This window comes from Rouxiella silvae, from assembly GCF_002093625.1.
GTDB lineage: Bacteria > Pseudomonadota > Gammaproteobacteria > Enterobacterales > Enterobacteriaceae > Rouxiella > Rouxiella silvae.
The window spans coordinates 35,564-61,509 of the sequence record NZ_MRWD01000018.1 but is presented as its reverse complement, the minus strand read 5'-3'; the positions used below and the strand labels follow the sequence as shown (position 1 = coordinate 61,509).

Annotated in this window: 17 protein-coding genes; 8 read left to right on the top strand and 9 right to left on the bottom strand. The window is 54.1% G+C overall.

All coding sequences use genetic code 11. From position 1 onward, the window contains the following. Positions 1-52 precede the first annotated feature (52 nt). The 6 genes from BS639_RS09455 to BS639_RS09430 form a co-directional block, all read right to left on the bottom strand. Positions 53-1,015 (bottom strand): isoaspartyl peptidase/L-asparaginase family protein, encoded by a 963-nt coding sequence (locus tag BS639_RS09455; RefSeq protein ID WP_055772849.1) that lies wholly within the window; start codon positions 1,013-1,015, stop codon positions 53-55. A 17-nt stretch (positions 1,016-1,032) separates the two neighbouring features. Next, positions 1,033-2,031 carry an ABC transporter ATP-binding protein gene (locus BS639_RS09450; RefSeq protein ID WP_084982954.1) on the bottom strand — a complete coding sequence of 333 codons (999 nt, stop codon included), beginning with the start codon at positions 2,029-2,031 and terminating at the stop codon, positions 1,033-1,035. A 1-nt stretch (position 2,032) separates the two neighbouring features. After that, on the bottom strand, positions 2,033-3,070 hold the full coding sequence (locus tag BS639_RS09445; RefSeq protein WP_084982953.1) for an ABC transporter ATP-binding protein: 1,038 nt from the start codon (positions 3,068-3,070) through the stop codon (positions 2,033-2,035). Between the two features lie 70 nt (positions 3,071-3,140). Further along, on the bottom strand, positions 3,141-3,992 hold the full coding sequence (locus BS639_RS09440) for an ABC transporter permease (RefSeq protein ID WP_084982952.1): 852 nt from the start codon (positions 3,990-3,992) through the stop codon (positions 3,141-3,143). Next, entirely contained in the window at positions 3,989-4,927 is a 939-nt protein-coding gene (locus BS639_RS09435; protein ID WP_084982951.1) for an ABC transporter permease, read from the bottom strand. Before BS639_RS09435 ends, BS639_RS09440 begins: the two co-directional genes overlap by 4 nt. A gap of 75 nt (positions 4,928-5,002) precedes the next feature. Next, positions 5,003-6,595: an ABC transporter substrate-binding protein gene (locus BS639_RS09430; RefSeq protein ID WP_084982950.1), complete on the bottom strand. Its 1,593-nt coding sequence runs from the start codon at positions 6,593-6,595 to the stop codon at positions 5,003-5,005. Between the two features lie 296 nt (positions 6,596-6,891). Here BS639_RS09430 and BS639_RS09425 point away from each other — a divergent pair, with 296 nt between their 5' ends. From BS639_RS09425 to BS639_RS09390, 8 genes are all read left to right on the top strand, one after another. Further along, positions 6,892-7,887, top strand: coding sequence for a GntR family transcriptional regulator (locus BS639_RS09425; protein WP_055772864.1), 996 nt, complete (start codon positions 6,892-6,894; stop codon positions 7,885-7,887). Further along, a complete protein-coding gene (locus tag BS639_RS09420) occupies positions 7,874-8,569 on the top strand; it encodes a creatininase family protein (protein WP_055772867.1) in 696 nt (231 codons plus the stop codon). The genes BS639_RS09425 and BS639_RS09420 overlap by 14 nt, the downstream gene beginning before the upstream one ends. A gap of 38 nt (positions 8,570-8,607) precedes the next feature. Further along, positions 8,608-9,681 carry a ketopantoate reductase family protein gene (locus BS639_RS09415; protein ID WP_055772870.1) on the top strand — a complete coding sequence of 358 codons (1,074 nt, stop codon included), beginning with the start codon at positions 8,608-8,610 and terminating at the stop codon, positions 9,679-9,681. Between the two features lie 23 nt (positions 9,682-9,704). After that, complete coding sequence (locus BS639_RS09410) at positions 9,705-10,469, top strand: SDR family NAD(P)-dependent oxidoreductase (protein WP_055772872.1); 765 nt, start codon at positions 9,705-9,707, stop codon at positions 10,467-10,469. A gap of 255 nt (positions 10,470-10,724) precedes the next feature. Then, complete coding sequence (locus BS639_RS09405; protein ID WP_055772876.1) at positions 10,725-12,023, top strand: MdtA/MuxA family multidrug efflux RND transporter periplasmic adaptor subunit; 1,299 nt, start codon at positions 10,725-10,727, stop codon at positions 12,021-12,023. Continuing rightward, the gene (locus BS639_RS09400) at positions 12,020-15,262 is read left to right on the top strand and encodes an efflux RND transporter permease subunit (protein WP_084982949.1); all 3,243 of its coding nucleotides are present in this window, start codon (positions 12,020-12,022) and stop codon (positions 15,260-15,262) included. Before BS639_RS09405 ends, BS639_RS09400 begins: the two co-directional genes overlap by 4 nt. Then, positions 15,259-18,384, top strand: a complete 3,126-nt coding sequence (locus BS639_RS09395; RefSeq protein WP_084982948.1) for a multidrug efflux RND transporter permease subunit — start codon at positions 15,259-15,261, stop codon at positions 18,382-18,384. Before BS639_RS09400 ends, BS639_RS09395 begins: the two co-directional genes overlap by 4 nt. Positions 18,385-18,412: 28 nt before the next feature. Further along, the gene (locus BS639_RS09390; RefSeq protein ID WP_055773186.1) at positions 18,413-19,813 is read left to right on the top strand and encodes an efflux transporter outer membrane subunit; all 1,401 of its coding nucleotides are present in this window, start codon (positions 18,413-18,415) and stop codon (positions 19,811-19,813) included. 82 nt (positions 19,814-19,895) lie between these two features. On the opposite strand, the gene BS639_RS09385 is transcribed toward BS639_RS09390, so the two are convergent. The 3 genes from BS639_RS09385 to BS639_RS09375 are packed head-to-tail and all read right to left on the bottom strand — an operon-like array spanning position 19,896 to position 25,597. Beyond that, the gene (locus tag BS639_RS09385; RefSeq protein WP_055772885.1) at positions 19,896-21,308 is read right to left on the bottom strand and encodes an efflux transporter outer membrane subunit; all 1,413 of its coding nucleotides are present in this window, start codon (positions 21,306-21,308) and stop codon (positions 19,896-19,898) included. Beyond that, the gene (locus BS639_RS09380; protein WP_084982947.1) at positions 21,301-24,450 is read right to left on the bottom strand and encodes an efflux RND transporter permease subunit; all 3,150 of its coding nucleotides are present in this window, start codon (positions 24,448-24,450) and stop codon (positions 21,301-21,303) included. Before BS639_RS09380 ends, BS639_RS09385 begins: the two co-directional genes overlap by 8 nt. Positions 24,451-24,460: 10 nt before the next feature. Then, the gene (locus tag BS639_RS09375) at positions 24,461-25,597 is read right to left on the bottom strand and encodes an efflux RND transporter periplasmic adaptor subunit (protein ID WP_055772892.1); all 1,137 of its coding nucleotides are present in this window, start codon (positions 25,595-25,597) and stop codon (positions 24,461-24,463) included. Positions 25,598-25,946 lie beyond the last annotated feature (349 nt).

The following is a 25,946-nucleotide window of genomic DNA, read 5'->3' as shown; positions in this document are numbered from 1 at the left end:
TTAAGATATCAACGGTGAAGCCAAGGTCAATGTTAATTATTGTTCAATTTAATCACAGGTCGAAGTCATAGAGCTGATGATGGCTTGCTACAACGCCACGCCCGTCTTCGGTGACCCATGCGCGGAACATGCCGAGCGTATTGTAGGGCGCGCTGACCTGGCCGTTGGCATCAATGGCAATAACGCCAGCACCTACGCCAAGGTCGCGAAATTCACCCATCACCAGATGCTCGGAGGCCGTTTGCAGCTTTTCGCCGGCATAAATCATGCGTGCGGCAATATCGTAGGCCATCACGTTGCGGATAAAATACTCACCCTGACCGGTGCCTGAAACGGCACAAACGCCGTCGCGGGCGTAAGTGCCCGAGCCAATTAACGGGCTGTCACCGATGCGTCCAACCGGTTTATTGGTATAGCCGCCGGTTGAGGTTGCCGCCGCCAGATGCCCCTGTGCGTCGAGGGCGACGGCGCCCACCGTGCCGTGTTTTTCAGATTCACGCGCCGCTTTGAAAGTGCCCGCTATCTGGTGGCGTCGCATAGATTCAAGCGCCTGCACGCGGCGTGGAGTGGTGAAATAGTCACTCTCGACGCAGGCCAGACCCTGATCTCGGGCATAGTCGTCGGCACCGGATCCGCTGAGCAAAACGCTCTCGCCGCCGTCAAGCAGGCTGCGAGCCGCCAGCACCGGATTACGAATATGGCGTGCACCGCAAACCGCACCGGCGGCCAACGTAGCGCCGTCCATAATGGCCGCATCCAGCTCATGCTCGCCGTTGGCGTTAAGCGCCGCGCCGAAGCCAGCATTAAAATAGATAGAATCTTCCATCACTAAAACGGTGGCCTGTACTGCATCCACGGCGCTACCCTGTTGTTGCAGAACTTGCCATCCGGCGCGCAAAGCCTGCTTGAGATGGTCGCGGGCCTCTTCCCACTCCGGCTGTGTCATGTCTTCTTCGGCCATCACGCCGCATCCGCCGTGCAGCGCTAATGAAATAGCGGCAGTTTTATCAGTCATTGTCTTCTCTTTTTCTCTTACACTAAATGACAGGCGACGCGCTGGCCGCCGGGTTTTGACGCCAGTATTGGCCTTTCGATGCGACAGCGGTCCGTAACGTTAGGACAGCGAGTATGAAAACGACAGCCCGGAGGCGGCGAGAGGGGGCTGGGCAGTTCACCGGTCAGGCTAACGCTTTTACCGCGATCGGTTGGATCCATGCTTGGTGCAGCGCGCAGCAGGGCCTGAGTATAAGGATGGAGCGGCGTTTGAAACAGTGTCTCTGTATCGCCAACCTCGACCACTTCGCCGAGATACATCACCGCCACGCGGTGTGAAATATGCCGCACCAGGCGCAGGTCGTGGGCGACAAACAGCACAGTCAGGTTGAGCTTCTGCTGCAGGTCGAGCAGCAGATTAACCACCTGTGCCTGCACCGAGACGTCCAGCGCCGAGACCAGTTCGTCGGCGATCAACACCTCGGGTTCGACCGCCAATGCCCGACTAATGCCGATGCGTTGGCGCTGACCGCCGGAAAATTCGTGCGGCAGTTTATCAATGGCGTCTGCCGGGAGGCGCACCAGCTCCATCAGTTGGCGAATACGCGCAGGAATGTCCTTTTTAGGGCACATGTTATGCACCGACAGTGCCTCGGTCAGCATCTGCCCGACGGTCATACGCGGGTTGAGAGAACTGTACGGATCCTGAAAAATCATCTGCACCTGACGGTTAAAGCTGCGCCGCGCTTTCCCGTGCAGGGTGGCGATATCTTTGCCGTTGAAATAAATTTTACCTTCGCTGGTTTGCAGCAGACCCACCATGGCACGCGCCAGGGTAGATTTACCGCATCCAGATTCCCCGACTACGCCTAGCGTTTCACCGCGCATCAGCTCCAGACGCACGCCGTTTAATGCCTGTACATAGCGGCGCGGCTTGCCCTGAATTTTTTCGAGAATCGAGTGGGCAATGGGAAAATGCACCATGGCTTCTTCAACGCTGACGATGGGTATCGTTCTACTCACTAAAATATCACTCATGTTATACCCCCGCCGACAGCGGCTGTGGCGATAAAGAGGCAAGCAAATCAGCATGATGATGGCACGCGACCTGATGCAGTGGATTTAACGCGTCCAGATCCGGAACCCGCTGCTGACAGAGATCAGTTTTATAGCGACAGCGCGGGCCGAAGCTGCAACCCTGTGGCAGATTAAGCAGCGAAGGTGGCGTCCCCTCGATCGACAGCAGCGGTTTTCGCTCGCCGCCGCTTTGTGGCACGGACGCAATCAGCCCCTGAGTATAAGGATGGCGAGGGCGGCTAAAAATTTCGCCCACGGGTGCGCTTTCAACAATCCGTCCGGCATACATTACCGCCACCCTGTCGCACAGCTGCGCCACTACGCCGAGGTCGTGCGTCACAAAGATAATGCCCATGCCGAGTTCGTCGCGTAGGCTGAACAAAAGCTTAAGGATTTGCTCCTGAATGGTGACGTCGAGCGCAGTAGTCGGTTCATCGGCTAGCAGCAGGCGCGGGTTACCGGCAAGCGCGATGGCTATCATCACGCGTTGGCGCATGCCGCCCGAAAACTGGTGCGGATAGTCATCAAGGCGCAACTCCGGTGCTGGAATACCCACCTGATTCAACAGCTCAACGGCCCGCAGGCGGCGTTGTTTGCGATTCAGGTCGGTGTGCGCATGCAGGCTCTCTTCAATCTGTCGCCAAACGGTGAGCACTGGATTCAGGGCAATCATCGGCTCCTGAAAAATCATCGCGATTTCACCACCGCGAATCGCGCGCAGCTCGGCGGGTTTCATGGTCGAAATTTCTCGCCCCTGCCACTTTACCGAACCGCTTACCTCGGCGTTGGCGGGCATCAGGCGCAGCAAGGAGCGGAGAGTAACGCTTTTTCCCGAGCCGGATTCGCCCACCAACCCCAGAATTTCTCCCGGCTTGAGGGTAAAACTGACATTCTGGATCGCGTTTAAACTGCCACGCGACGTGTGGATCTGGGTGTTGAGTTGGCTCACGTCGAGCAAATTTTCTGTATGACTATTTTGTTCGCGCGTTTGGCTGGGCATAGTTTGCTCTCATTTTTGCTAACGGCTTAAGGTCTTGTCAGTGGCTTAATGCGCAGTGCGGGCATTAATGTTAACGGCTTCCCGGACGCAGCCAGTCTGACAGCAGGTCTCCAAACAGGCTAAATCCCAACCCGGTTAATACAATGGCGATGCCGGGGAAAATAGTTATCCACCAGGCGGTATCCATAAAGTTTTTTCCCGAGGCGATTAATACGCCCCACTCGGCGGTAGGTGGCTGAGCGCCAAGGCCCAGGTAGCCGAGACTGGAGCCAAGCAGAATAGCCAGCGCCATGTCGGTCATCCAATACACCAGCGTAGTGGTTATCACATTCGGCAATACGTGTCGGAAGATGATGCGCATCGGACTGTAGCCCATGACCTTTCCAGCCGCGACGTACTCAAGACGTTTCTGAATACTGACCTCGCCCGCAATCAGCCGCGCATAAAATACCCAGTAAATAATACCGACGGCGATGTACATGCTGTTCAGCCCAGGCCCAAGAATGGCCACAATGGCTATCACCAATACCAGTAAGGGAAAGGTGACTACCGCATCCACGATGCGTTGAAAAAGTGTCTCGGCGATGCCGCCGTAGTAGCCCACCAGCAGGCCCACCAGCGTGCCGAACACCATCGGAAACAGCGTGGTGAAAAAGGCGATTTGCAGGTCAATGTGGTAGGCATAGATCACCCGCGAAAAAATGTCGCGGCCAAAGTTATCGGTGCCGAACAGATGCTGAAGGCTCGGGCCTTTCAAAATGGCGCGGAAGTCAAATTTAAGAGGATCGAAGGGGGCGACCCAGTGTGGAAAAAACGCCATCAGCAGGCTAAAGACCAGAATGATGCAGCCCAGCAGCGACGACCAAGGCAGGTGCTTGCGCCATTTGCGGGTGATAGAACGCTGGGCAATCAGTTCGCTCATCTTGCTCTCCTCGGGTCAATCATCACCTGAATGATGTCGGTCACCAGAAAAATCAGCGACACCAGTACAGAAAGCACAATCACCAGCCCTTGAATCATCGGGTAATCGCGGCTGAAAATGCTGTCAACCATCAGGCGTGCGATGCCTGGCACGGCAAATACCGTTTCAGTGATTACTGCGCTGCCAATTGTGGTGCTGATATTGAGCGCAAACAGACTCAACATCGGGATCAGTGAGTTACGCAACACGTGTCGCATCAGTACCACGCGGCTGCTCAGTCCTTTTGCTCGAGCAAAGGTGACATATTCGGCATCGAGCACGGCAATAATCGAGTTACGCAGGCTGCCAATCAATACCGATGTGATGCTCACCGCCAGCGTGATGGCCGGTAAAAACAGGTGGTAAATTCTCTGCCCGAAGGTGTCGCCGTAGCCTCCCACCGGGAACCAGTGCAGCTGGGCGGCGAAAATAGTCAGTAAAACCAGTCCGATATAAAAGGATGGCATCGACAGCGTAATTTGCGACGCGCCGCGAATGGTCACGTCGGCGGCGCTGTTGCGCCTGAGGGCCGAAATAAACGCCAGCGGAATTGCCATCACAATCGAGAAAAAGGCCGCCATTGCGGTCAGAAGCAGCGTGACCGGCAGGCGTTCGGCAATAATCGAGGTCACCGGCGCGTGCATGGCATAAGAGTTGCCGAGATTCCCCGTCGCCACCTGACGAACAAAATAGACAAACTGCACCGGCAGCGGTTGGTCGAGGCCCAGCTCTTTATTGATGCGCGCGACGTCGGCATCGGTCGCGCGATCGCCAATCATCGCACTGGCCGGATCGCCCGGCAGCAGACGCACAATGGTGAACGTCACCACCAGAATGACCAGCAGCGTGGGAATGATCAGTAGGATGCGCTTAAAAATATATGAAAACTCTGTCACATCAGTCCCTCTGTAAAGCTTGAGACTTGAAGCCGCAGCGTGCACGGCTTCAAGTTATTCAGTTTTTATATCGCGTTATTTCTTCAGCCAGGTATCAGTGAAGATGTTGTTACCCAGTGGGATTTGCACAAATCCCTGCACGTCTTTTTTAAGTGCCACGGGGTACGAGCTTTCATACAGTGGGATCGTCGGGCCGCTGGCGTTGTAGATATCCTGAATCTTCTTGTATTGCTCTGCGCGCTTCGCCGGATCGGTCTCTTTCTGCGAGGCTTCAAACAGCTGGTCCAGCTCGTCGCTTTTCCAACCGGAGTGCAGCGCCTGAATATTTTTGGAATAGGCGTAGTACGACGTAATTTCGTTTGGATCGGCAATGTCGTCGGTCCACGGCCCAATGCGTGTGCTGAAATTGGCCTTACGATAATTATTGTTTAGTGTGGCGTTATCCATCTGATTAATAGTAAGTTTCACACCAATCTGCGACCACATTTGCTGTACAGCGGTAGCAATGCTCAGGCTGTCTTCATTACCGGCCAAAATATTCATGCTAGTTGTAAAGCCGTTGGCATAGCCGGCCTCTTTCATCAGCGCCTGTGCTTTTTCAACGTCCACCGGATAGAGCGGTTTGGTGCCGTAGCTCAGCGGGGTTGAGGACGACATAAATGATGTCATGGGTTTGCCTAGGCCAAAGGTCACCAACTGGATAATTCCGTCTTTGTCGATCGCGTAGTTCAGCGCTTCGCGCACTTTTGGATTCGCCAACGGGTTTGGCTTGCCGTCAATTTCTGGGCGTGCATTGACGCTAGCCACTTCAACGCGGGTTGAGGGGAACATCACCATATTCAGTGCCGGATTGCCCTGTAGCTCTTTCACGCGTGAATAAGGGATAAACTCAGCGCCGTCGAGTTCGCCAGACTGTAGTTTCAAAATTCGCGTTGCATCATCTGGCACGATTTCAAACTTGATGCCGTCGAGGTAGGGCAGCGACTTGCCGTCAGCGCCTTTTGCCCAATAGTACGGGTTGCGTACCAGCGTCATGGTCGAGTTGTGCTGCCAGGACTTCAGGACAAACGGACCCGAACCGACAGGATGTTCGGCAAAGGCGGCGGCCTTGTCATGATCGGTCGCACCCGGTTCGGCTTCAAACTGCTTCTCGGGCATGATGGCGGTGTTAAATACCGTTAGCGCGCTGAGAATGGCCGGGTCGGGATGCGACAGGTGGATGACGACGGTGTGTGGATCGGTGATAGTGACGTTATCGATTGCGCTGACCAGAAATTGCCATACGCCGTTGCCTGGTTTAGAAGCGCGTTCGAGCGACCACTTCACGTCTTGTGCGGTAATCGGTGAACCGTCGGAGAATTTGGTATCGGGGCGCAGAGTAACGGTGACGCTTTTGCCATCATCAGACAGCTTCCACGCGGTGGCGAGACCGGGCTTGATGCCTTTGCCATCGTTGGTGGGCAGCAGAAGTGTGTCGTACAGGTTGGAAAGGATCCAGATATCGCTGTTGCTATCGTTTAGAACCGGTTCGAGAAAATTGCTGTCAGCATAGCGGCCATAAATCAGGGTGCCGCCGCGCTGTACTACTTCGGCAGCCTGTGCAGAAAGCGCACTGAGCGCGCCGACTGCCAATAATGCCAACAATGTTAATTTAGGCTTAACTTTCATTACCATGCCCCTCTGTTCGTCAGAAAAAAGTGCTCGTCAGGAAAGAATTTTTGCCTTTAAAAACGCTAAAGGCTGAACCTGCAAAAATACCGTTGAGGATTGTGTTCTAGTTAACTAATACGATATTTGAAGCATTGGTCACAATTTGTCAATAATCAGCGCAAAAAAAATGCAACAAAGTAAGTGGGGAGTCGATTTCTGACTGAATTGAGCAATTATTTTTCAAAGATGGCTTGCATTGCTGTAAAAAACAGCATTATTGTATTGGTAGACTAATACAGTTACCAAGGCAGGCTATGGAATTCCACCTAGACCGTAACTCTTCTATTCCGTTGGGCGCTCAGCTACGCGGAATGATTGAATATGCGATCACTTTTGGCGCACTAAAACCCGGCGAGCAGCTTCCGTCGGTCAGGGAAATGGCCGATTTACTCGGCGTGGCGCCAATGACTGTGGCTCAGGTTTATCGCGAGTTGAAAGCGGCAGAACTGGTTTACAGCAAACCGGGCGCAGGCACGTTTATTGCCGACGCATCTTCGCTGCTAGGGTCATCAAGCCAGAACCTCGATGAGCTGCATCGCCATCTTGACGCCTTAATCAACTGCGGCATGCTGATGGGTTTCAGTGCCTCTGATTTGGGCGCGCTAGTCAGCAATCGATTCAGTGAAAGGCAGCGTCAGCTTAAAAAGAAAACTGTATTTTTGATCGGGAATTTTATCGACGCCGCGCGCGATTATGCGCAATGCATCAGTGAAACGCTGGGTGAAATTGCGCAGGTTGAAGCGACTACCATTACAGAGTTAAAAAACGATGAGCTGCTGCGTCAACGCGTTGGCGACGCCGACCTGTTGCTGACCTTCGCCCATCGCCGGCGCGAAGTCAGTGTGCTTGTGCCCGGACTGCCGTTGCTTAATATCAGCTTTATTCCTTCTGAAACCACCCGCCGCTCGCTGGCCTCTCTCGAGCCGCTGACCCGCACGCTGGTGGTGTCTATTTTTCCAGAATTTACGTCGTTGATGACCCACGGCGTAGAGCGTTTTGCACCTCATGTCACCCAGATAATCGTGGTTCACCGCGATGATCCTCAGCTGTCAGAGCTTATAAAAGAGACCGATGCACTGGTGTATGCCACCGGCGCTCAGGATCTCACCTCTCAGCTAAGTGAAGGGCAGCAATCCTTTGAATACAGGCACGTTCCTGACGCAGGCGAGATCCAGAGAGTTGTCGTTCCGCTACTGCAGCAGGGCATTTTACAGGCGTCCAACACCGGGGACCGCAATGAAAATCAGTGAGATGAACTGGCAACAGTTAGAGCGCTATCTTACCACCGACGACAGGGTTATTGTGCCGCTTGGCAGCACCGAGCAGCACGCCTACCTCAGCCTTTCAGTGGATTCAATTTTGGCAGAGAAGGTCGCAACTGAGGCCGCAGAGCCTTTCGGTATCCCCGTTTTTCCGGTCATGCCTTTCGGAATGACGCCCGCGTTTAGCGACTATCCCGGCACCATCAGTCTGAGTATGCAAACCTATATTGGCTTAATCTACGACATTCTTAACAATCTGAAGCGTCAGGGTTTTCGTCGTATTTTGTTTGTAAACGGTCACGGTGGAAATTCACCGGCGCAGAACATTATCGGCGAATGGATGGTCAATAATCCGGGTATCACGGTGCAGTTGCATAACTGGTGGAATGCACCGAAAACCTGGGAAAAAGTGGCCTCTATCGACCCCGTTGCCTCGCATGCCTCGTGGATGGAGAACTTCCCGTGGACGCGATTGCCTGGCGTAGCGATGCCCGACGAGCGTAAACCGATGCTCGATTTAGTCGCGCTGCGTAAACTTGATCCCACGCAGGCCCGGGCCTATCTCGGTGACGGCAACTACGGCGGCTTTTATCAGCGCGCCGACGACGACATGCTGGCCATTTGGCACACCGCCGTGGGTGAAATTCGCGATGTTATCAGCGCGCTTTAAGCTCATCATTTTTGGCTGTTAATTTGGAGGAAGAACCGATGTCGATAGCCACTTTGATTGAAGAAGAGGCCTTTCACGATGAGCCACAGTCGCTTTCCCCGATAGTGGTGTGGGGCGCCGGTGCGATTGGCGGTGCAATAGGCGCATCCTTTATTGAAGCCGGTCAGCCGGTGATCTTTGTGGACAACGTCGCTGAGCACGTGGCGGCAATAAATCTGCACGGCCTGCGCATCACAGGCCCATTGGGCGATAAAACCGTTCAAGCGCGGGCCTTCTTACCGGACGAACTCGACGGTAATTATCACTGCATACTGCTGGCAGTAAAGTCCCACCACACGGCCACGGCGATCCAACAAATAGCGCCTTTGCTTGCACCTCAGGGCTGCGTGGTATCGATGCAAAATGGGCTAAATGAACATGTTATCGCCGAGGTGATAGGTGTAGAGCGGACGGTGGGTGCCTTCCTTAATTTTGGTGCCGACTTTATCGAACCGGGAGTTATCCACCACGGCGGACGTGGCGCGGTGGTTATCGGTGAGCTCGATGCCATTACGCGGCCCCGCACCGAGGCGTTGTATACCCTGCTGCTGCATTTTGATCCCGCGGCCGTGCTCACGCCCAACATCTGGGGATTCCTGTGGGCGAAAATGATTTATGGTGCGCTGCTTTTTGCTACTGCCTTGACCGATGACAGCATTGCCGATGTGCTGGCGATGCCGCGATTTCGTCCGTTGTTGACTTCACTAGCACGCGAAATTGGTGCGGTTGCCCACGCGCAGGGTATTGAGCTGCAAGGCTTTGACGGCTTTGATCCCTCGGCATTTTTACCCGATGCCAGCGCTGAACATACGCAGCAGTCCTTTGAGGACATGGTGGCGCACAACCGTCGTTCGGCGAAGTCTCACTCAGGTATTTGGCGCGATTTGGCCGTGCGCAAACGCCAAACCGAAGTCGATGCTCAGATTGCTCCGGCCATCGATATAGGCATCAGTTTTAATCTGACGATGCCACTTACCACGCGACTGGTTGAGCTTATACATCTGATTGAACGCGGTGAACTGCCGCAATCGTTAGACACGCTGGCACTGCTTGAACACTCTTATACTGTTTGAACATCATGACGCGGAAACTTCCTATGCAAAACCCTTTTGATTTTTCCCAACGCACTGTGCTGGTCACCGGCGCTGCGCAAGGATTTGGTCGTGCGATTTGTCTGGCTTTTTCACAGCGCGGTGCACAGGTTGTTGCCTGTGATATTCAAAAAGATCGGGTTGATGAGACGGCGGCGCTGTGTGGAGCGCGCTGCATTGCGCTGGAGTCTGACATCAGTTCTCCCGAGGCGGTGAGCGCGCTGTTCGCTTCTTTGGCGGCGCGCGGGATAAGCGTTGATATCTTGGTCAATAACGCCGGTGGCGTGGTCGGCCAAAAGGGCCAGCCGCTGGAGGATGTGACTTTTGAGCAGTGGCAGGCGATTGTTGCCGTTAATCTCAACGGCGCATTCCTGATGTCTCAGGCGGCCGTTGGCGCGATGAAGCAGCAAAAATTTGGTCGTATCATTAACATCTCAAGCGGAGCAGGACTGGGCGTAAGTTTGACCGGTATTCAGGCGTATGCCAGCGCCAAGGCTGGGCAGATTGGCCTGACGCGCCAACTGGCGCACGAGCTTGGCCCGTGGAATATTACGGTGAATAACGTGGCGCCCGGTTTCGTACGTAGCAATCCGTCTACGGAAAAACAGTGGGAAGCGATGGGCAGTGAAGGGCAAAAACGGCACATTGACAATGTGGCCATGAAGCGTCTTGGTGCTGCGGAAGATATTGCCCACGCCGTGCTTTACTTCGCCTCCGACTGGGCCAACTGGGTAACGGGCCAAGTGCTGAGCGTGGACGGCGGTAAATAATACTCTCCAGGCTCTGAATTTTCAGGGCCTTAATTTATACTCTCCCTGATATTGCCTCTTTAAACTCTAAAATTCCTGCATTTATGTTCTTATGTAAATAGTGGGCATTTATGAATTATTTGTTCATACTTGCTTACGGAATCTTTACGTTGTCCTAAAAACAGTCTACCTGTAAATTCTGGATAATGGACCTATCTGGTTGAACGACCTCTTTCAGCTGTTTCTTCCCATCACTCGTGCGAACTTAAGAAATTTATGCTGCCAACTGCCTCATCTCGTTCTAAAAACCGCAAAACGTTGTGGTTAATTCTTACTGTTATCGTACTGGCGATCGCGGCCTGGTTTTTCTTCTTTCACAAGAGTGCGCCAACGGGCGGGGCGACCGCGGGTAACGAGCGTCACCGCGGCGGCATGCGTGGCGGAATGAGAGGGGGAATGCCCGGTGCAGGCGGCGCTACGCCGGTTCAGGCGGGGAGGGTAGAACAGGCCAACGTGCCGGTTTACCTGCGCGCGCTGGGAACGGTTATCCCTAATGCGTCGGTTACAGTCACCAGTCGCGTTGACGGCCAACTGATGAAGGTATTTTTCACCGAAGGCCAGAAAGTCGAAGCAGGGCAACTGCTGGCGCAGATCGATCCGCGCAGCTATCAGGCAACGCTTGAACAGTATCAGGGAGATTTGGCGCAGAATCAGGCGCTGGAAAAAAGTGCCCAACTGACGTTGGCCCGCTACCGCAAACTTTATGCACAGGATTCGCTGGCGCGTCAGGATCTCGAAAGCCAGATTGCAACCGCCGGTCAGTATAGCGGCGCGGTTAAGGCCGATCAGGCGCAAATTGATGCGGCCAAGCTGAACTTGCAGTTCGCACGTATTACGGCGCCAATCAGCGGTCACGTTGGCCTGCGTCTAGTCGACCCAGGCAATATGGTGTCGAGCAGTTCAACCACCGGCATTGTTACTATTACCCAAACTCAGCCGATTGCCGTTACCTTCAGCGTGCCGCAAAGCAATCTGCAAACTATCCTCAAAGCACTGCGTAGCGGGCAAACCATGCCAACCACCGCCTTCGACCAAAACGGGGACAAGGTACTGGCGCAGGGTAAACTGCAGTTTATGAGCAACGAAATCGACACCACCACCGGCAGCGTCAAGCTTAAAGCGGTGTTTGATAATAGTGATGACGCGCTGTATCCGAATCAGTTTGTAAATGCGCGATTGCAGGTCGGCCTGCTTGAAAACGCGACCGTTATCCCCTCTGCCGCACTGCAACTCAGCTCCGACGGTGATTTCGTTTATGTTATTAAACAGGACGGCAGCGTTGTGCGCACGGCGGTAAAATCTGGACCGAACTTTGGCGATGACCAGGTTGCGGTGCTCTCAGGCGTAACGCCGGGTGAACAGGTAGTGACTACCGGTATCGACAGATTAAACGACGGCGCCAAGGTTCAGGTCGTGACGGCGGCCAGCGCGGCGGCTGCCGCTGCGGGGACGGAAAAGACGGATAAAACCGGCGTAGACAAAGCGACTACCGGCAAAGACAGCGGGCCTAAATGAATCCATCACGCCTCTTTATCCAAAGGCCGGTCGCCACCGTCTTGCTGATGGTGGCGGTACTGTTGTCGGGTATTTTTGCCTACAACATGCTGTCAACGTCGGCGCTGCCGCAGGTTGATTATCCGACCATTCAGGTGACCACGCTCTATCCGGGCGCCAGCCCGGACGTTGTAGCCTCGGGGATCACCGCGCCGCTTGAACGCCAGCTTGGGCAAATGCCGGGCCTCAGTCAGATGTATTCGACCAGCTCGACAGGTTCGTCGATTATCACGCTAAAGTTCTCACTGGAGCTTTCACTCGACGTGGCCGAGCAGGAAGTGCAGGCGGCAATCAACGCTGCCAACAGCCTGCTGCCTAGCGAGTTGCCCAATCCGCCAACCTATAAAAAGGTAAACCCTGCCGACAGCGCAGTGATCACGCTGGCGGTGACTTCCGACTCACTGCCGCTGACCAAAGTGCAGGACTTGGTTAACACCCGAGTGGCGCTCAAGCTTTCACAAATATCGGGTGTGGGACTGGTTACGCTTGCCGGTGGGCATCAGCCTGCGGTTCGCGTGCAGGTTAATCCGCGTGCCTTGGCGGCGCATAATCTAACGCTTGAAGACATTAACACCCTGATTGGCAACAGTAATGTTAACGGTTCGAAAGGCGGGTTCGACGGTAAACATCATTCAATTACCATTGACGCTAACGATCAGCTGCGCACGGCAGAAGAGTACGGCAATCTGATTGTGACCTACAGCAACGGCGCGGCGCTGCGTTTGAAAGACATCGCCACGCTAAGTGAAGCCCCTGAAAATCAATATCTTTCGGCCTGGGCTAACAATAAGCCGGCAATTATTATCAACGTTCAGCGTCAGCCGGGTGCTAACGTGATTTCAGTAGTTGATGCTATCAAGACGCAGCTGCCAAAATTGCAGGCCGCGTTGCCAGACTCCATCAAAGTTACTGTGCTTTCTGACCGTACCCAGACCATTCGCGCGTCTATCAGCGACGTGCAGTTTGAACTGCTGCTGTCAATTGCGCTGGTAGTCATGGTCACCTTCCTGTTCCTGCGCAACGTGGCGGCGACGCTTATTCCCAGCGTGGCAGTGCCGCTTTCGCTGGTGGGTACTTTTGGCGTGATGTACTTGTGCGGTTTCAGTCTCAATAACCTGTCGCTGATGGCGCTGACCATTGCTACCGGCTTTGTTATTGATGACGCCATCGTAGTGGTTGAAAACATTTCGCGTCGGCTCGAAGAGGGCGAAACGCCGATGCAGGCGGCGCTGAACGGGTCCAAACAGATTGCATTTACCATTATCTCGTTAACCTTCTCGCTGATCGCGGTGCTTATTCCGCTGCTGTTTATGGGCGATGTGGTGGGACGACTGTTCCGCGAATTTGCGATTACGCTCGCGGTGTCGATCATTGTGTCGATGTTGGTGTCATTAACCCTGACACCGATGCTGTGCGCTTATCTTCTGCGCCATATTCCTGAAGAGAAGCAGAGTCGTTTCTACCGCAAGGGCGGGCAGGTATTTGACAAGCTGATTGCCGGTTATGACCGTATGCTCACTGTGGTGCTCAATCACCAACGGTTGACGCTGCTGGTCGCACTCGCCACGCTGGTGTTGACCGCACTGCTGTATTTGATTGTTCCCAAAGGCTTTTTCCCGTCGCAGGATACCGGGATGATTCAAGGGATCACTATGGCCTCGCAGGATGTTTCATTTAGTGAAATGGGCCGCAGGCAGCAGGCACTGGCAGAAATAATCTTAAAAGACAAAGACGTAGAGAGTGTCGCATCAACCATTGGTGTGGACGGTAATAACACCAGCCTCAACAGCGGCCGTCTGCAGATTAGCCTTAAGGCGATTAGCCTGCGAGACGATCGTGCGCCCGCGGTTATTGCGCGTTTGAAACAGGAAACGGCCTCCGTCCCTGGCATTGAACTTTATCTTCAGGCTTCGCAAGATTTGACCGTCGACGACCAGGTTACACCGAGTCAGTATCAGTTTACGCTTGACGACACCGACAGCTCGAATCTGGTGAGCTGGACGCCAAAACTGCTCGATAAGCTGCGTGCGGAACCGGAGTTTAACAGCGTGGTCAGCAACCTGCAGCAGCAGGGTCAGGTTGCCTACGTTGAGCTTAACCGCGATGCGGCTGCACGCTACGGCATTACCGCGTCCGACGTGGATACGGCGTTGTATAACGCCTTCGGACAGCGGCTGGTATCCACCATCTTTACCCAGTCGAACCAGTATCGTGTGGTGCTGGAAGTGGCCCCGCAGTATCAGCAATCACCTGAGTCATTTGATGATGTTTATCTGGCGGCCAGCAATGGCAGCAGTTCATCAAGCAGTAGCTCAACCACCAACAGCACCAGTTCGAGCAGCACTTCAAGCAGTACCACCAGCACCAGCAGCAGCAACGACAGCAACAGTGCTTCCGGCAGCTCAACGACGTCAAGCAGCTCCGGCACTAACTCGACGGGAATGATCAAGCTGACTTCGATTGCCAGCATCCACATGCGCACCGGCGCGCTGCTGCAGGCGCGGTTAAACCAGCTTCCGGCGGTGACGGTATCGTTTAATCTCAACGACGGTTATTCGATTGAGCAGGCGCAGGAAGCGATTAAAAAAACCAGTGCGGAAATTGGCCTGCCGGACAATATTACATTGCGTTATCAGGGGTCTGCTGCTTCGTTTGAAAGCGCAACCGGCAACACGCTGTGGCTTATCCTGGCCGCACTGCTGACCATGTACGTCGTGCTCGGTATTCTTTATGAAAGCTTTATTCATCCGGTAACCATTCTTTCAACGCTGCCTTCGGCCGCCGTGGGGGCGTTGTTGTCTCTGCTGTTCAGCGGCACCGAGTTCAGCCTGATTGCGCTCATCGGCGTGATTTTGCTGATCGGTATTGTGAAAAAGAACGCCATCATGATGATCGACTTTGCGCTTGAGGCGGAACAAAAGCAGCATATGTCGCCGCGTGATGCGATTCATCAGGCCTGTTTACTGCGCTTTAGGCCGATTTTGATGACCACCATGGCCGCGTTAATTGGTGCGCTGCCGTTGATGCTGGCCAGCGGAAGCGGAGCAGAACTGCGCCAGCCGCTGGGTCTGGTTATCGTCGGCGGGTTAATATTCAGTCAGGTGCTGACGCTGTTCTCCACGCCAGTTATTTATCTGATGTTTGACCGACTGGCGACGCGCTGGCGTCCCGCCCGCCGTAAAGTACAGGAACAGGAATGAATATTTCCCGCTTCTTTATTTTTCGACCGGTAGCCACGCTGCTGCTCACCTCGGCAATCGTGCTGCTGGGCCTATTGGGTTATAACCTGTTACCTGTGGCCCCTTTGCCGCAGGTGGATTTCCCGACCATTATGGTCAGCGCCAGCCTGCCAGGCGCGAGTCCCGAGACGATGGCTGCCACGGTGGCTACGCCGCTCGAAAGGGCAATGGGCAGCATTTCAGGGGTCAGTGAAATGACCTCTTCCAGCTCGCAAGGCTCGACGCGCATCGTTTTGCAGTTTGACCTAGATCGCGACATTAACGGGGCGGCCCGCGACGTACAGGCGGCAATTAACGCCTCACGTTCGCTGCTGCCGAGCAGCATGCCTTCACTGCCGACCTATCGCAAAGCCAACCCCGCCGATGCGCCGATTGTGATGCTGGCGCTGACCTCGTCAACGCGCAGCAACGGCGAGCTTTATGACATTGCCTCCAGCCAACTGCAGCAAAAAATTGCTCAGGTTAACGGCGTAGGGCAGGTATCTCTGACCGGTAGCGCCTTGCCGGGCGTGCGTATTGACCTGCGTCCGCAGGCGATTAGTTCGTATGGTATCTCGCTCGATACTATTCGCACCGCGATAGCCAACAGCACCACCAATCTGCCTAAAGGCGTGCTTCAGGGCAACGGTCAGTCATGGATGGTGGAAGGGAATGGCCAGCAAAGTACGGCGTCGCAGTACCGTAAGCTGGTAGTGACCTATATAAACGGCAATGCTATTCGCCTTAGTGATATTGCTAACGTTTATGATTCCGTTGAGGACAAGTACAACGTCGGCTATTTCAACGGCACACCCTCGGTGATGATTGCGGTCACGCGTCAGGCCGGTGCCAACATGCTCACCACCATCAGTGCCATCAAAGATGCCTTACCGGAGATGGAAAAAGAGCTGCCGGGTGACGTGAAACTTAGCGTAGGTCTGGACCGCTCACCGACCGTGAAAGAGTCGTTGCGTGACACAGAAACTACGCTGCTCGAAGCCACTCTGCTGGTTATCGCCGTGGTGTTTGTGTTCCTGCGCAACGGTAGAGCGGTGTTAATACCGGCGCTCGCGCTGCCGGTTTCGCTGATCGGTACCTGTTCCATCATGTATCTGCTGGGCTACAGCCTCGATAACCTGTCGCTGATGGCGCTGATTATTGCCACCGGCTTTGTGGTCGATGACGCCATCGTGGTGCTGGAGAACATTACCCGGCATATTGAAGAGGGGCTGAGTCCGGTGAGGGCGGCGATTCGCGGGGCGGGCGAAGTTGGCTTTACCGTGCTGTCGATGACACTGTCGCTTATCGCCGTGTTTATTCCGATTCTGCTGATGGGCAGCATCGTGGGCCGTTTGTTCCGTGAATTTGCGGTGACGCTGTCGATTTCGCTGTTGATTTCGATGCTGGTGTCGTTAACGCTGACGCCCATGCTGTGTGCCCGCTTCTTAAAACGCAAACCGCCGGTTGAAAAACGCCAGCCGCGTATTTACCGGCTTATCGAGCGCTGGCTCAATGGCCTGTTGCAGGCCTATTCCAACGGGCTAAACTGGGTGATGCGGCACCAGCCGTTGACCATGGTGGTATTAATGCTCACTGTGGTGTTGAATTTTTATCTCTATACCGTGGTCGAGAAAGGCTTTTTCCCCGAGCAGGATACCGGCATGTTGATCGGCATGCTGCGCGCTGACCAGAACACCTCCTTCCAGTCGATTCAGCCGCAGATGATTAACTACGCCAAAATTATTCAGCATGATCCTGACGTGGCAACCGTGATGAGCTCGGCGGGCAGCGGCGGCTTTGGATCGCGCAACACGGCGCTGTTCTTTATCCGCTTGAAAGACTTTGACCAGCGTAAATCTACGGCTAACCAGATTGCCAACCGTATCATGGTGGAGACCGCCAAGCTGCCAGGCTCACAGCTGTTCCTGATGGCGGCGCAGGACTTGCGCATCGGTGGCCGCAGCGCCAACTCTGAGTATCAATTTAGCCTACAGGCCGATGATTTGTCGCTGCTGCGTGAATGGGGCCCGAAGGTTAAAGCTGCCCTGAGTGCACTGCCGCAGCTGACCGGCGTCGATTCCGATTCTCAGACCGGCGGCCAAGAAGTGATGCTCAATATTGACCGCGACAAAGCGACTCAGCTGGGCGTTAATGTCAAAACGATTGATGCAATGTTAAACAATGCCTTTGCCCAGCGGCAGGTGGCGACTATCTACAAAACGCTTAACCAGTATCACGTGGTGATGTACCTGACGCCGGACTTTACCAGCGATCCTGACGTGCTTAACCAGATGTACCTGGTGACCAGTGAGGGTAATCAGGTCCCGCTTTCGGCCTTTACCACCTTCAGCAGCGCCAACGCCCCCCTGTCCGTGGCGCATCAGGGGCAGTCTGCAACGACCACCATTGCCTTTAACCTGGCCGACGGCGTGTCTATCGAAGAAGGGCAGGCAGCGGTAAAAACGGCAATGGCTAAAATTGGTCTGCCGGACACGATTCAGTCCGGCTATGCGGGCACGGCGCAGGCATTTCAGGCGTTGGCGCAGCAGATGCCGTGGCTGATTTTAGCGGCGTTGGCGGCGGTATATATCGTGCTGGGCATGCTGTATGAGAGCTACATCCATCCGCTAACCATTCTTTCCACCCTGCCGTCGGCCGGGCTTGGTGCGTTGTTGCTGATGTTAATGACCAATACTCAGCTTACGGTGATTGCGCTGATAGGCATTCTGTTGCTAATAGGCATTGTTAAGAAGAATGCCATTATGATGATCGACTTTGCGCTTGATGCTGAACGCAGGCTGGGGCTTTCGCCGCAGCAGGCTATTGTGCAGGCCTGCCTGATGCGATTCCGCCCGATTATGATGACCACGCTGGCCGCATTTTTCGGTGCCTTGCCTTTGGCGCTGGGCAGTGGTGGTGACGCAGATTTGCGCAGCCCGCTGGGGTTGGCAATTGCTGGGGGATTGGCGATGAGCCAGGTCCTCACGCTGTTTACGACGCCGGTTGTTTACCTGTATATGGACAGAAGCAGTCGTGCAACCAAGCGTTTATGGGCGCGAATTCGTCCGCACCATACGCCATCTGAGCCTGAACGCCATGAATAATATGATTCTTGATAAAGTGAAGCCCGTCATGACAAGTACTAAAGCAGGTTCAACGTTGTTTCGTCTGGCTCCGCTGGCGCTGGTGTTAATGGTTGTTGGCTGTACCGTGGGCCCTGACTATCATCGCCCTGCGGTGACGATGCCGACCGCGTTTAAAGAAGCGAAAGGCTGGACGGCGGCGGTGCCTAAAGAGGGGCAAAGCAAGGGTGACTGGTGGCAAGTGTATCAAGACCCACAGCTCTCGGCGTTGATGAGTCAGGTACAGATTTCGAACCAGAACGTGGCCCAGTACGCCGCGCAGTATCGTCAGGCGCAGGCATTAGTAACGCAGGCGCGGGCGGAACTGTTCCCGCAGGTGACGGCAACGGTTGACAGCACGCGCAGCGGTACGGCGAAAACCACCAGTAATCAGCATTCAGCCGAGCTTGGGGCGAGCTGGGAGCTGGACATTTGGGGTAAGCTGCGCCGCACCGAAGAGGAGCAGAAGGCCAATGTTCAGGCCAGCGCGGCAGACTTGGCTAACGCCACGCTCAGCGCGCAGTCCGAACTCGCGCAGGACTATTTCCAACTGCGGGTGATGGACGCGCAAATTGCGCTCTATCAACAAAGTATTCAGGCCTATCAGCGCTACCTGACGGTGATTCAAAATCAGTATACCGGCGGCAACACGTCGCGGGCGACGCTGGCACAGGCGCAGACCCAGCTTGAAACGACGAAAGCGTCGGCGTTGAGTTTGCAGTGGCAGCGCGCGCAGTTGGAGCACGCGATTGCGATTCTGATTGGCAAACCACCGGCAGAGTTCAGTCTGGCGGCGGCACCTATCAAGTTTACGCTGCCGGCAATGCCAGCGGCCTTGCCGTCTCAGTTGCTACAACGTCGTCCGGATATTTCCGCCGCCGAGCGTACTATGGCGTCGGCAAACGCCGCCGTGGGCGTTGCGACCGCCGCGTATTATCCAGATATCACCCTGAGTGCCTCGGGAGGCTTTAGCAGTTCTGTGTTACACAACCTATTCTCGTTGCCAAACCGCGTCTGGTCGCTAGGACCGTCGCTAAGCCAGACGGTGCTGGACTTCGGCGCGACGCGCGGCAAAGTGGCAGAGGCTGAAGCCGCCTATGATGCTGACGTTGCGGCCTACCGCCAAACGGTGCTGACTGCTATGGGCGAAGTCGAGGATTATCTGGTTGAGCTTCACACCATCGACAGTCAAATGATTGCCCAGCAAAATGCGGCGCAGTCTGCCAAAGAGTCGGCGCGCGTGACGTTCAATCAGTATCAGGCAGGCATGATTGACTATCTGGACGTCGCCTCAACGGAAAACACCAGCCTTAGCCAACAGCAAAACGTCCTGTCACTGTTGAGCACGCAGATGGTGACCAGCGTGAAGCTTATCGCTGCACTCGGCGGAGGTTGGAAGGCGGCAGAGTAACGGGAAATCCTGAAAATGAGTATAAAAAACGCCAGCAGAGATGCTGGCGTTTTTGCGTCAAAAGCTTACGAGGCGGAGTGGACTATTTCTTCCAGCCGCCGCCGAGTGCTTTAAACAGTGTAATGTCAGAGTTCAACTGTGCCAGCTTGGTGGAAATCAGCGTTTGCTGAGCGGCGTACAGTGAACGCTGTGCGACCAGTACGCTCAGATAACTGTCAACGCCACCTTTAAAGCGCTGCTGTGACAGGTCAAAGTTACGCTGGTTTGCGGCGTTTTCCTGTTGAATTGCTTTCAACTGGTCGCCGTAGGTTGCCTGACCGGCAAGACCGTCGGAAACTTCTTTGAACGCGGTTTGAATCGCTTTCTCGTAGTTGGCAATCTCAATCTTTTTCTCGGTTTTAGCAATGTCCAGATTGGCACTGTTCACGCCGCCGTCAAAGATAGGAATGCTAATCGACGGGCCGAACGACCATGCACCGGAACCCGCGCTGAACAGGTTGCTCAGGCTGCTGCTCTCAGTCCCGGCAGAACCGGTCAGGGAGATGCGTGGGAAGAACGCTGCGCGCGCTGCGCCAATATTGGCATTAGCCGCTTTTAGCGTGTGCTCGGCAGCGATAATGTCCGGACGACGTGTCAACAGATCGGAAGGCAGACCCGCTGGCGTTTGCGGGAAGTTCCAGTTGTTGTTCAAGCTGGCATTTTGCAGCAGTTGCTGAGGGATCTCAGCGCCAACCAGCAGGGTCAGGGCGTTAACGTCCTGACGAACCTGACGGGTGTACTGTGCAATGTCAGCCTGCGCACTGCGCACGGTGGTTTCTGCCTGAGCCAAGTCCTGAGAGTTGCTTACGCCTTGGTCATAGCTGCGCTTGGTTAACTCGTAAGAGCTGTTCTGGCTGTTGGCGGTGTCGATTGCCAGTTTCAGCAAATCGTTGTCCGCCGCCAGGCTCAGATACCCTTCAGCAACCTGTGATACCAGACTTATCTGCGTTGCGCGCTGGGTTGCCGCCGTGGCCAGATAGGTCTCGAGACCCTGGTCACGCAGGCTGCGTACGCGGCCAAACAGGTCGAGTTCGTAGGCACTGACGCCAACGCCCGCACTGTATTGCTGATAAGTCACTGGGCCGGTGCTTTTTGTTGAATAAAGGCCGCCGGGTAAATGTTGAGCAGTTTGACTGCCCGTGGCATCCAGCGTCGGCAGCAGCGCTGCACGGTCGATCTGGAAAGTGGCACGCGCGGTGTCAACATTTAACGCCGCGACACGAAGGTCGCGGTTGTTTGCCAGAGCTAAAGTAATGACCTGCTTCATTTCAGGCTGATTGAAGAACTGACTCCAGCCAATATCCTGAGCCTTGCCAGCGTCAACGCCTTTGCTGGTGGTCCAGTCGGTGGCGACCGGCAGTGCCGGTCGGTCGTACTTTGGCTCCATAGTACAGCCAGCAAGTACTGTCAGTGTCAGCGCCGAGAACAGCGGCAGCGCAAAACGTGGTTTATTCATGGTTCGAAACCTCAGTATCTGAATGCGGCTTATCTTGTTTTTTTGACTTACGGGTAAATAGATTAACCACGACCACGTAGAACATTGGAACAAAGAAAATCGCCAGGAATGTTGCCGTTATCATCCCACCCACTACCGCAGTACCAATCGAGTGCTGGCTACCGGAACCGGCACCATGAGAAATGGTGAGCGGTACCACGCCGAGGATAAACGCCATCGAGGTCATAATAATTGGCCTGATACGCAGTTTAGCCGCTTCGATTGCTGCTTCGGTGATCGACATTCCCTCTTTTTCGTGTAGTTCTTTGGCAAATTCAACGATTAGGATGGCGTTTTTAGCCGCCAGCCCCACCGTTGTCAACAGGCCTACCTGGAAGAAGACGTCGTTGGACAATCCACGGAGTAAAACGGCACCTATGGTACCAATTATACCCAATGGAACGACAAGCATGACAGAGAATGGAATCGACCAACTCTCATATAGTGCTGCCAAACACAGGAACACCACGATAATCGACAGCGTGTACAGCGCCGGAGTCTGAGAACCTGCTGACTGTTCTTCGTACGACAGACCGTGCCACGCAATTTTGAAGCCCGGTGGAAGCTTTTTGGCTATATCGAGAACGGCTTGGGTGGCATCGCCCGAGCTGTAGCCCGGAGCCGGAGAACCTAACACTTCAACAGAAGACACACCGTTGAAACGTTCGAAGCGTGGAGATCCGTAAACCCACTTACCTTTGCCAAACGCTGACCACGGAACCATTTGACCTGAACCGTTGCGGAAGTACCATTTACCCAGGTCTTCAGGGGTAACGCGCGCGGCGGCACGGCCCTGAATGTACACTTTCTTAACGCGATCGTTGTACATGAACTGGTTAATGTAGGAGGAACCCCACACCGCAGACAAGGTGTCATTGATGTCGCTCAGGCTCAGGCCTAACGCCTGCGCACGTTCGTCGTCAATTTCAAGCTGGTACTGTGGTTCGTCTTCCATACCGTTAGGACGAACAGCCATCAGGCGCTTGTCTTGTGCGGCCATGCCGAGGAACTGGTTACGGGCAGCCATCAGCGCGGCATGACCCTGTGCGTTAGTATCCTGTAAATAGAAGTCGAAACCGGTGGCGTTACCCAATTCCAGAACAGCAGGGGGAACGAAGGCAAACACTCTTGCATCTTTAATGCCGGCAAAATGCGCCATTGCACGACCCGCAATGGCCTGCACGCCGTTCTGCGCACCCGGACGATCATCCCAACCTTTCAACGAGACGAAGCCGATACCAACGTTTTGACCACGACCGGCGAAGCTGAAGCCGTTGGCGGTAAATACGGAGTTAACGTTGGCTTTTTCGCTGGTCAGGAAGTATTGACGCACCTGATCTAACACTTCCTGAGTACGCTCCGCCGAGGCGTTGGCTGGCAAAGTTGCCTGTACAAAGAGAATGCCCTGGTCTTCATCTGGCAGGAAGGTCGTTGGCACGCGGGTAAACATGTACCCCATGGCAACAACAATCAGCAGATAGATAACCATGAACAGACGACGACGTGAAATAACGCCCGCTACGCTTGAGGTATATTTAGCCGCGCCTTTATCAAAGGTGCGGTTAAACCAGCCCGCAAAGCCGGTGGTTTTCTTGTCGTCATCGCTGTGTTTAATAATGGTCGCACACAGCGCCGGGGTAAAGATAAGTGCCATCAGAACGGAAAGTGCCATCGCCGAAACGATAGTTATCGAGAACTGACGATAAATAATCCCCGTAGAGCCGGCGAAGAACGCCATAGGGATCAGTACAGCAGACAGTACCAGTGCGATACCGAACAGCGCGCCCTGAATCTGCCCCATCGACTTGATGGTCGCCTCTTTCGGGGAAAGCTTTTCCTCGTGCATGACACGTTCGACGTTCTCAACCACCACGATGGCGTCATCCACCAACAGGCCGATGGCAAGCACCATCCCGAACATCGTCAGGGTGTTTATCGAGAAGCCAAAGGCATTCAGCAGGCCGAAGGTCCCCAACAATACTACCGGCACAACCAGCGTCGTAACCAACGTGGCGCGCAGGTTTTGCAAGAACAGCAACATTACGAAGAACACCAGCACGATCGCTTCAATCAGGGTTTTCACCACTTCATGAATCGATGCACTAACCACCGGTGAAGTCTGGTATGGATACACCACTTCCACGCCTTCAGGCAGGGAAGATTTCAAACCGTCGATGGTGGCTTTAACTGCATTAGCGGTGTCGAGTACGTTGGCACCGGTTGCCAGACGCAGGGCGATACCCGTTGATGGACTGCCGTTATAGGTCGTCGAAATTGAATAGCTTTCAGGACCAAGATCGATATTGGAGACGTCTTTCAGGCGAACCTGAGAACCGTCGGTGTTCACTTTCAACAGCACGTTCTGGAACTGCTTAACGCTATCGAAACGCGTTTTACCAATAATCGTGGCGTTGAGTTTTGAATCTTTAACCGTTGGCAGACCGCCGAGCGAGCCGGAAGAAACCTGCACGTTTTGCGCGGTAATCGCCGCGGTAACGTCACTTGGGACGAGGGAGTATTTATACAGCTTGGACGGATCGAGCCAGATACGCATCGCGTACTCAGAACCGAATACCTGGAAGTCACCCACGCCTTTGGTACGCACGATAGGGTCTTCAAGCTTGGTGACCAGCAGGTTACCCAAGTCGGAGTTGCTCATCTTGCCGTTGGTAGAGGCCAAGCCCACAACCAGCATAAAGTTTTGCTGATACTTGGCAACGCGGATCCCCTGATTAACGACTTCAGTAGGTAACTGAGATTCGGACAGAGACACTTTGTTCTGAACCTGAACCTGCGCGATATCCGGATCGGTACCCTGATTAAAGGTCACAATAATGGTTGCGCTGCCGTCGCTGTTACTTTGCGATTCGATATAGCGCAGGCCGTCGAGACCGTTCAACTGCTGCTCAATAACCTGAACCACGGTGTTTTGCGCCGTTTCTGCCGACGCGCCTGGATAGGTCACGGTCACGGAAATAGCCGGAGGAGCAATGTTTGGATATTGGTTTATGGGCAATTTCATTATCGATAGCGCACCGGCTATCATAATGACAATCGCGATCACCCAGGCAAATATCGGGCGATTAATAAAGAAAGTCGACATCTGTATTCCTCTATTGCGCGGATGGGTCAGTCATTGACAGATTTGCGTCCACTTTGGGTTCAGCGTCTTTACGCTCGCTGCCGTTAACTTTGGCGCCAGGGTGTACACTCTGAAGCCCATCGGTGATCACTTTGTCACCAGCGTTCAGGCCAGACGTGACTAACCAGTTACCAGACATCATTTGGCCGGTGGTAATATCACGCTGTTCAACGCTGTTATCTGCTTTCACAACATAGACATACGCTCTGCCTTTGTTGTCATGCATGATCGCTTCTTGAGGAACCAGAATACCGTTTTGATCAACCGCCTGACTCAGTGTCGCGTGAACAAACATTCCCGGCAGCAGCTCATCGTTCGGGTTAGGGAACGACGCGCGCAGGGTCACGGAACCGGTGCTCTGGTTCACAGTAACTTCGGAGAATTCAAGTTTGCCGGGCAGTTTATAGCTGCTACCGTCTTCCAGCGTTAGCGCGACCTGAGCGGCATTCTCACCGGCGGAGGCCAGTTTGCCATCAGCCAGCGCGCGACGCAGGCGCAGCATGTCTAGTGAGGACTCGCTAACGTCAACGTAGATAGGATTAAGTTGGTCGATAGTAGCAAGGTCGGTCGTTTGGCCGTTGGTGACCAATGCGCCTTCGGTTACCGATGAACGGCCAATATGACCGGAAATTGGCGCATAAACTTTGGTGTATTGCAGGTTAACTCGCGCAGTTTCCAGGTCAGCGGCGGCTTCACCGGTGGTGGCTACCGCATCGTCATAAACCTGACGGCTAACGGCTTGAGAGGCGACCAGTCCTTTATAGCGGGTAGACGTTGCCGCTGCGCTTTTGTAAGTTGCCAGCGCTTTGTCATAGGCAGCCTGATAGGTTGCAGGGTCGATTTGGTAAAGCTGTTGACCGGCTTTAACCTCACTACCTTCAACAAAAGTGCGTTTCAAGATAACACCGCTCACCTGAGGGCGAACTTCTGCGGTTCTTACTGCAGAGGTGCGGCCTGGCAGGCTAGTCGTTAGTGTGACCGGTTTAGATTGCAAGGTAACGTATTCAACGGCTGGAGCTTGAGCAGCAGGTTGCGAGGCCGTCCCAGCGGAACCATCGCAAGCGGAAAGCAGTACCACAGTACTGACAGAAAGAACCTTCAGGCGCATAGAATTCACTCTCTTGAGGGGTTGAGAACAATCATTCTCAATAAGTCCCCCACTATACGAGAGGCGGTGAAATCACTCTGTATGTATTTGGTTTTCAGATATGTCTTAATATTTCAAAAATACATGACAATAAAAATCAAACAGTTTGTGGTTTTTTGTGAACAACGTTGATTATTTGGGATTAAAATTTTTCTGAACGAATGCTGGCAAAAGACTAAACCAACTTAACGACACTAAATAGATGGATATTCTGCTTTAGGTTTTTTGCAGGAAATCACAAAAGTATGATCGCGATCAAAGTAAGACATACTTTTTAACATTGACCTTACCAGAAATGTCTGTGGGTATC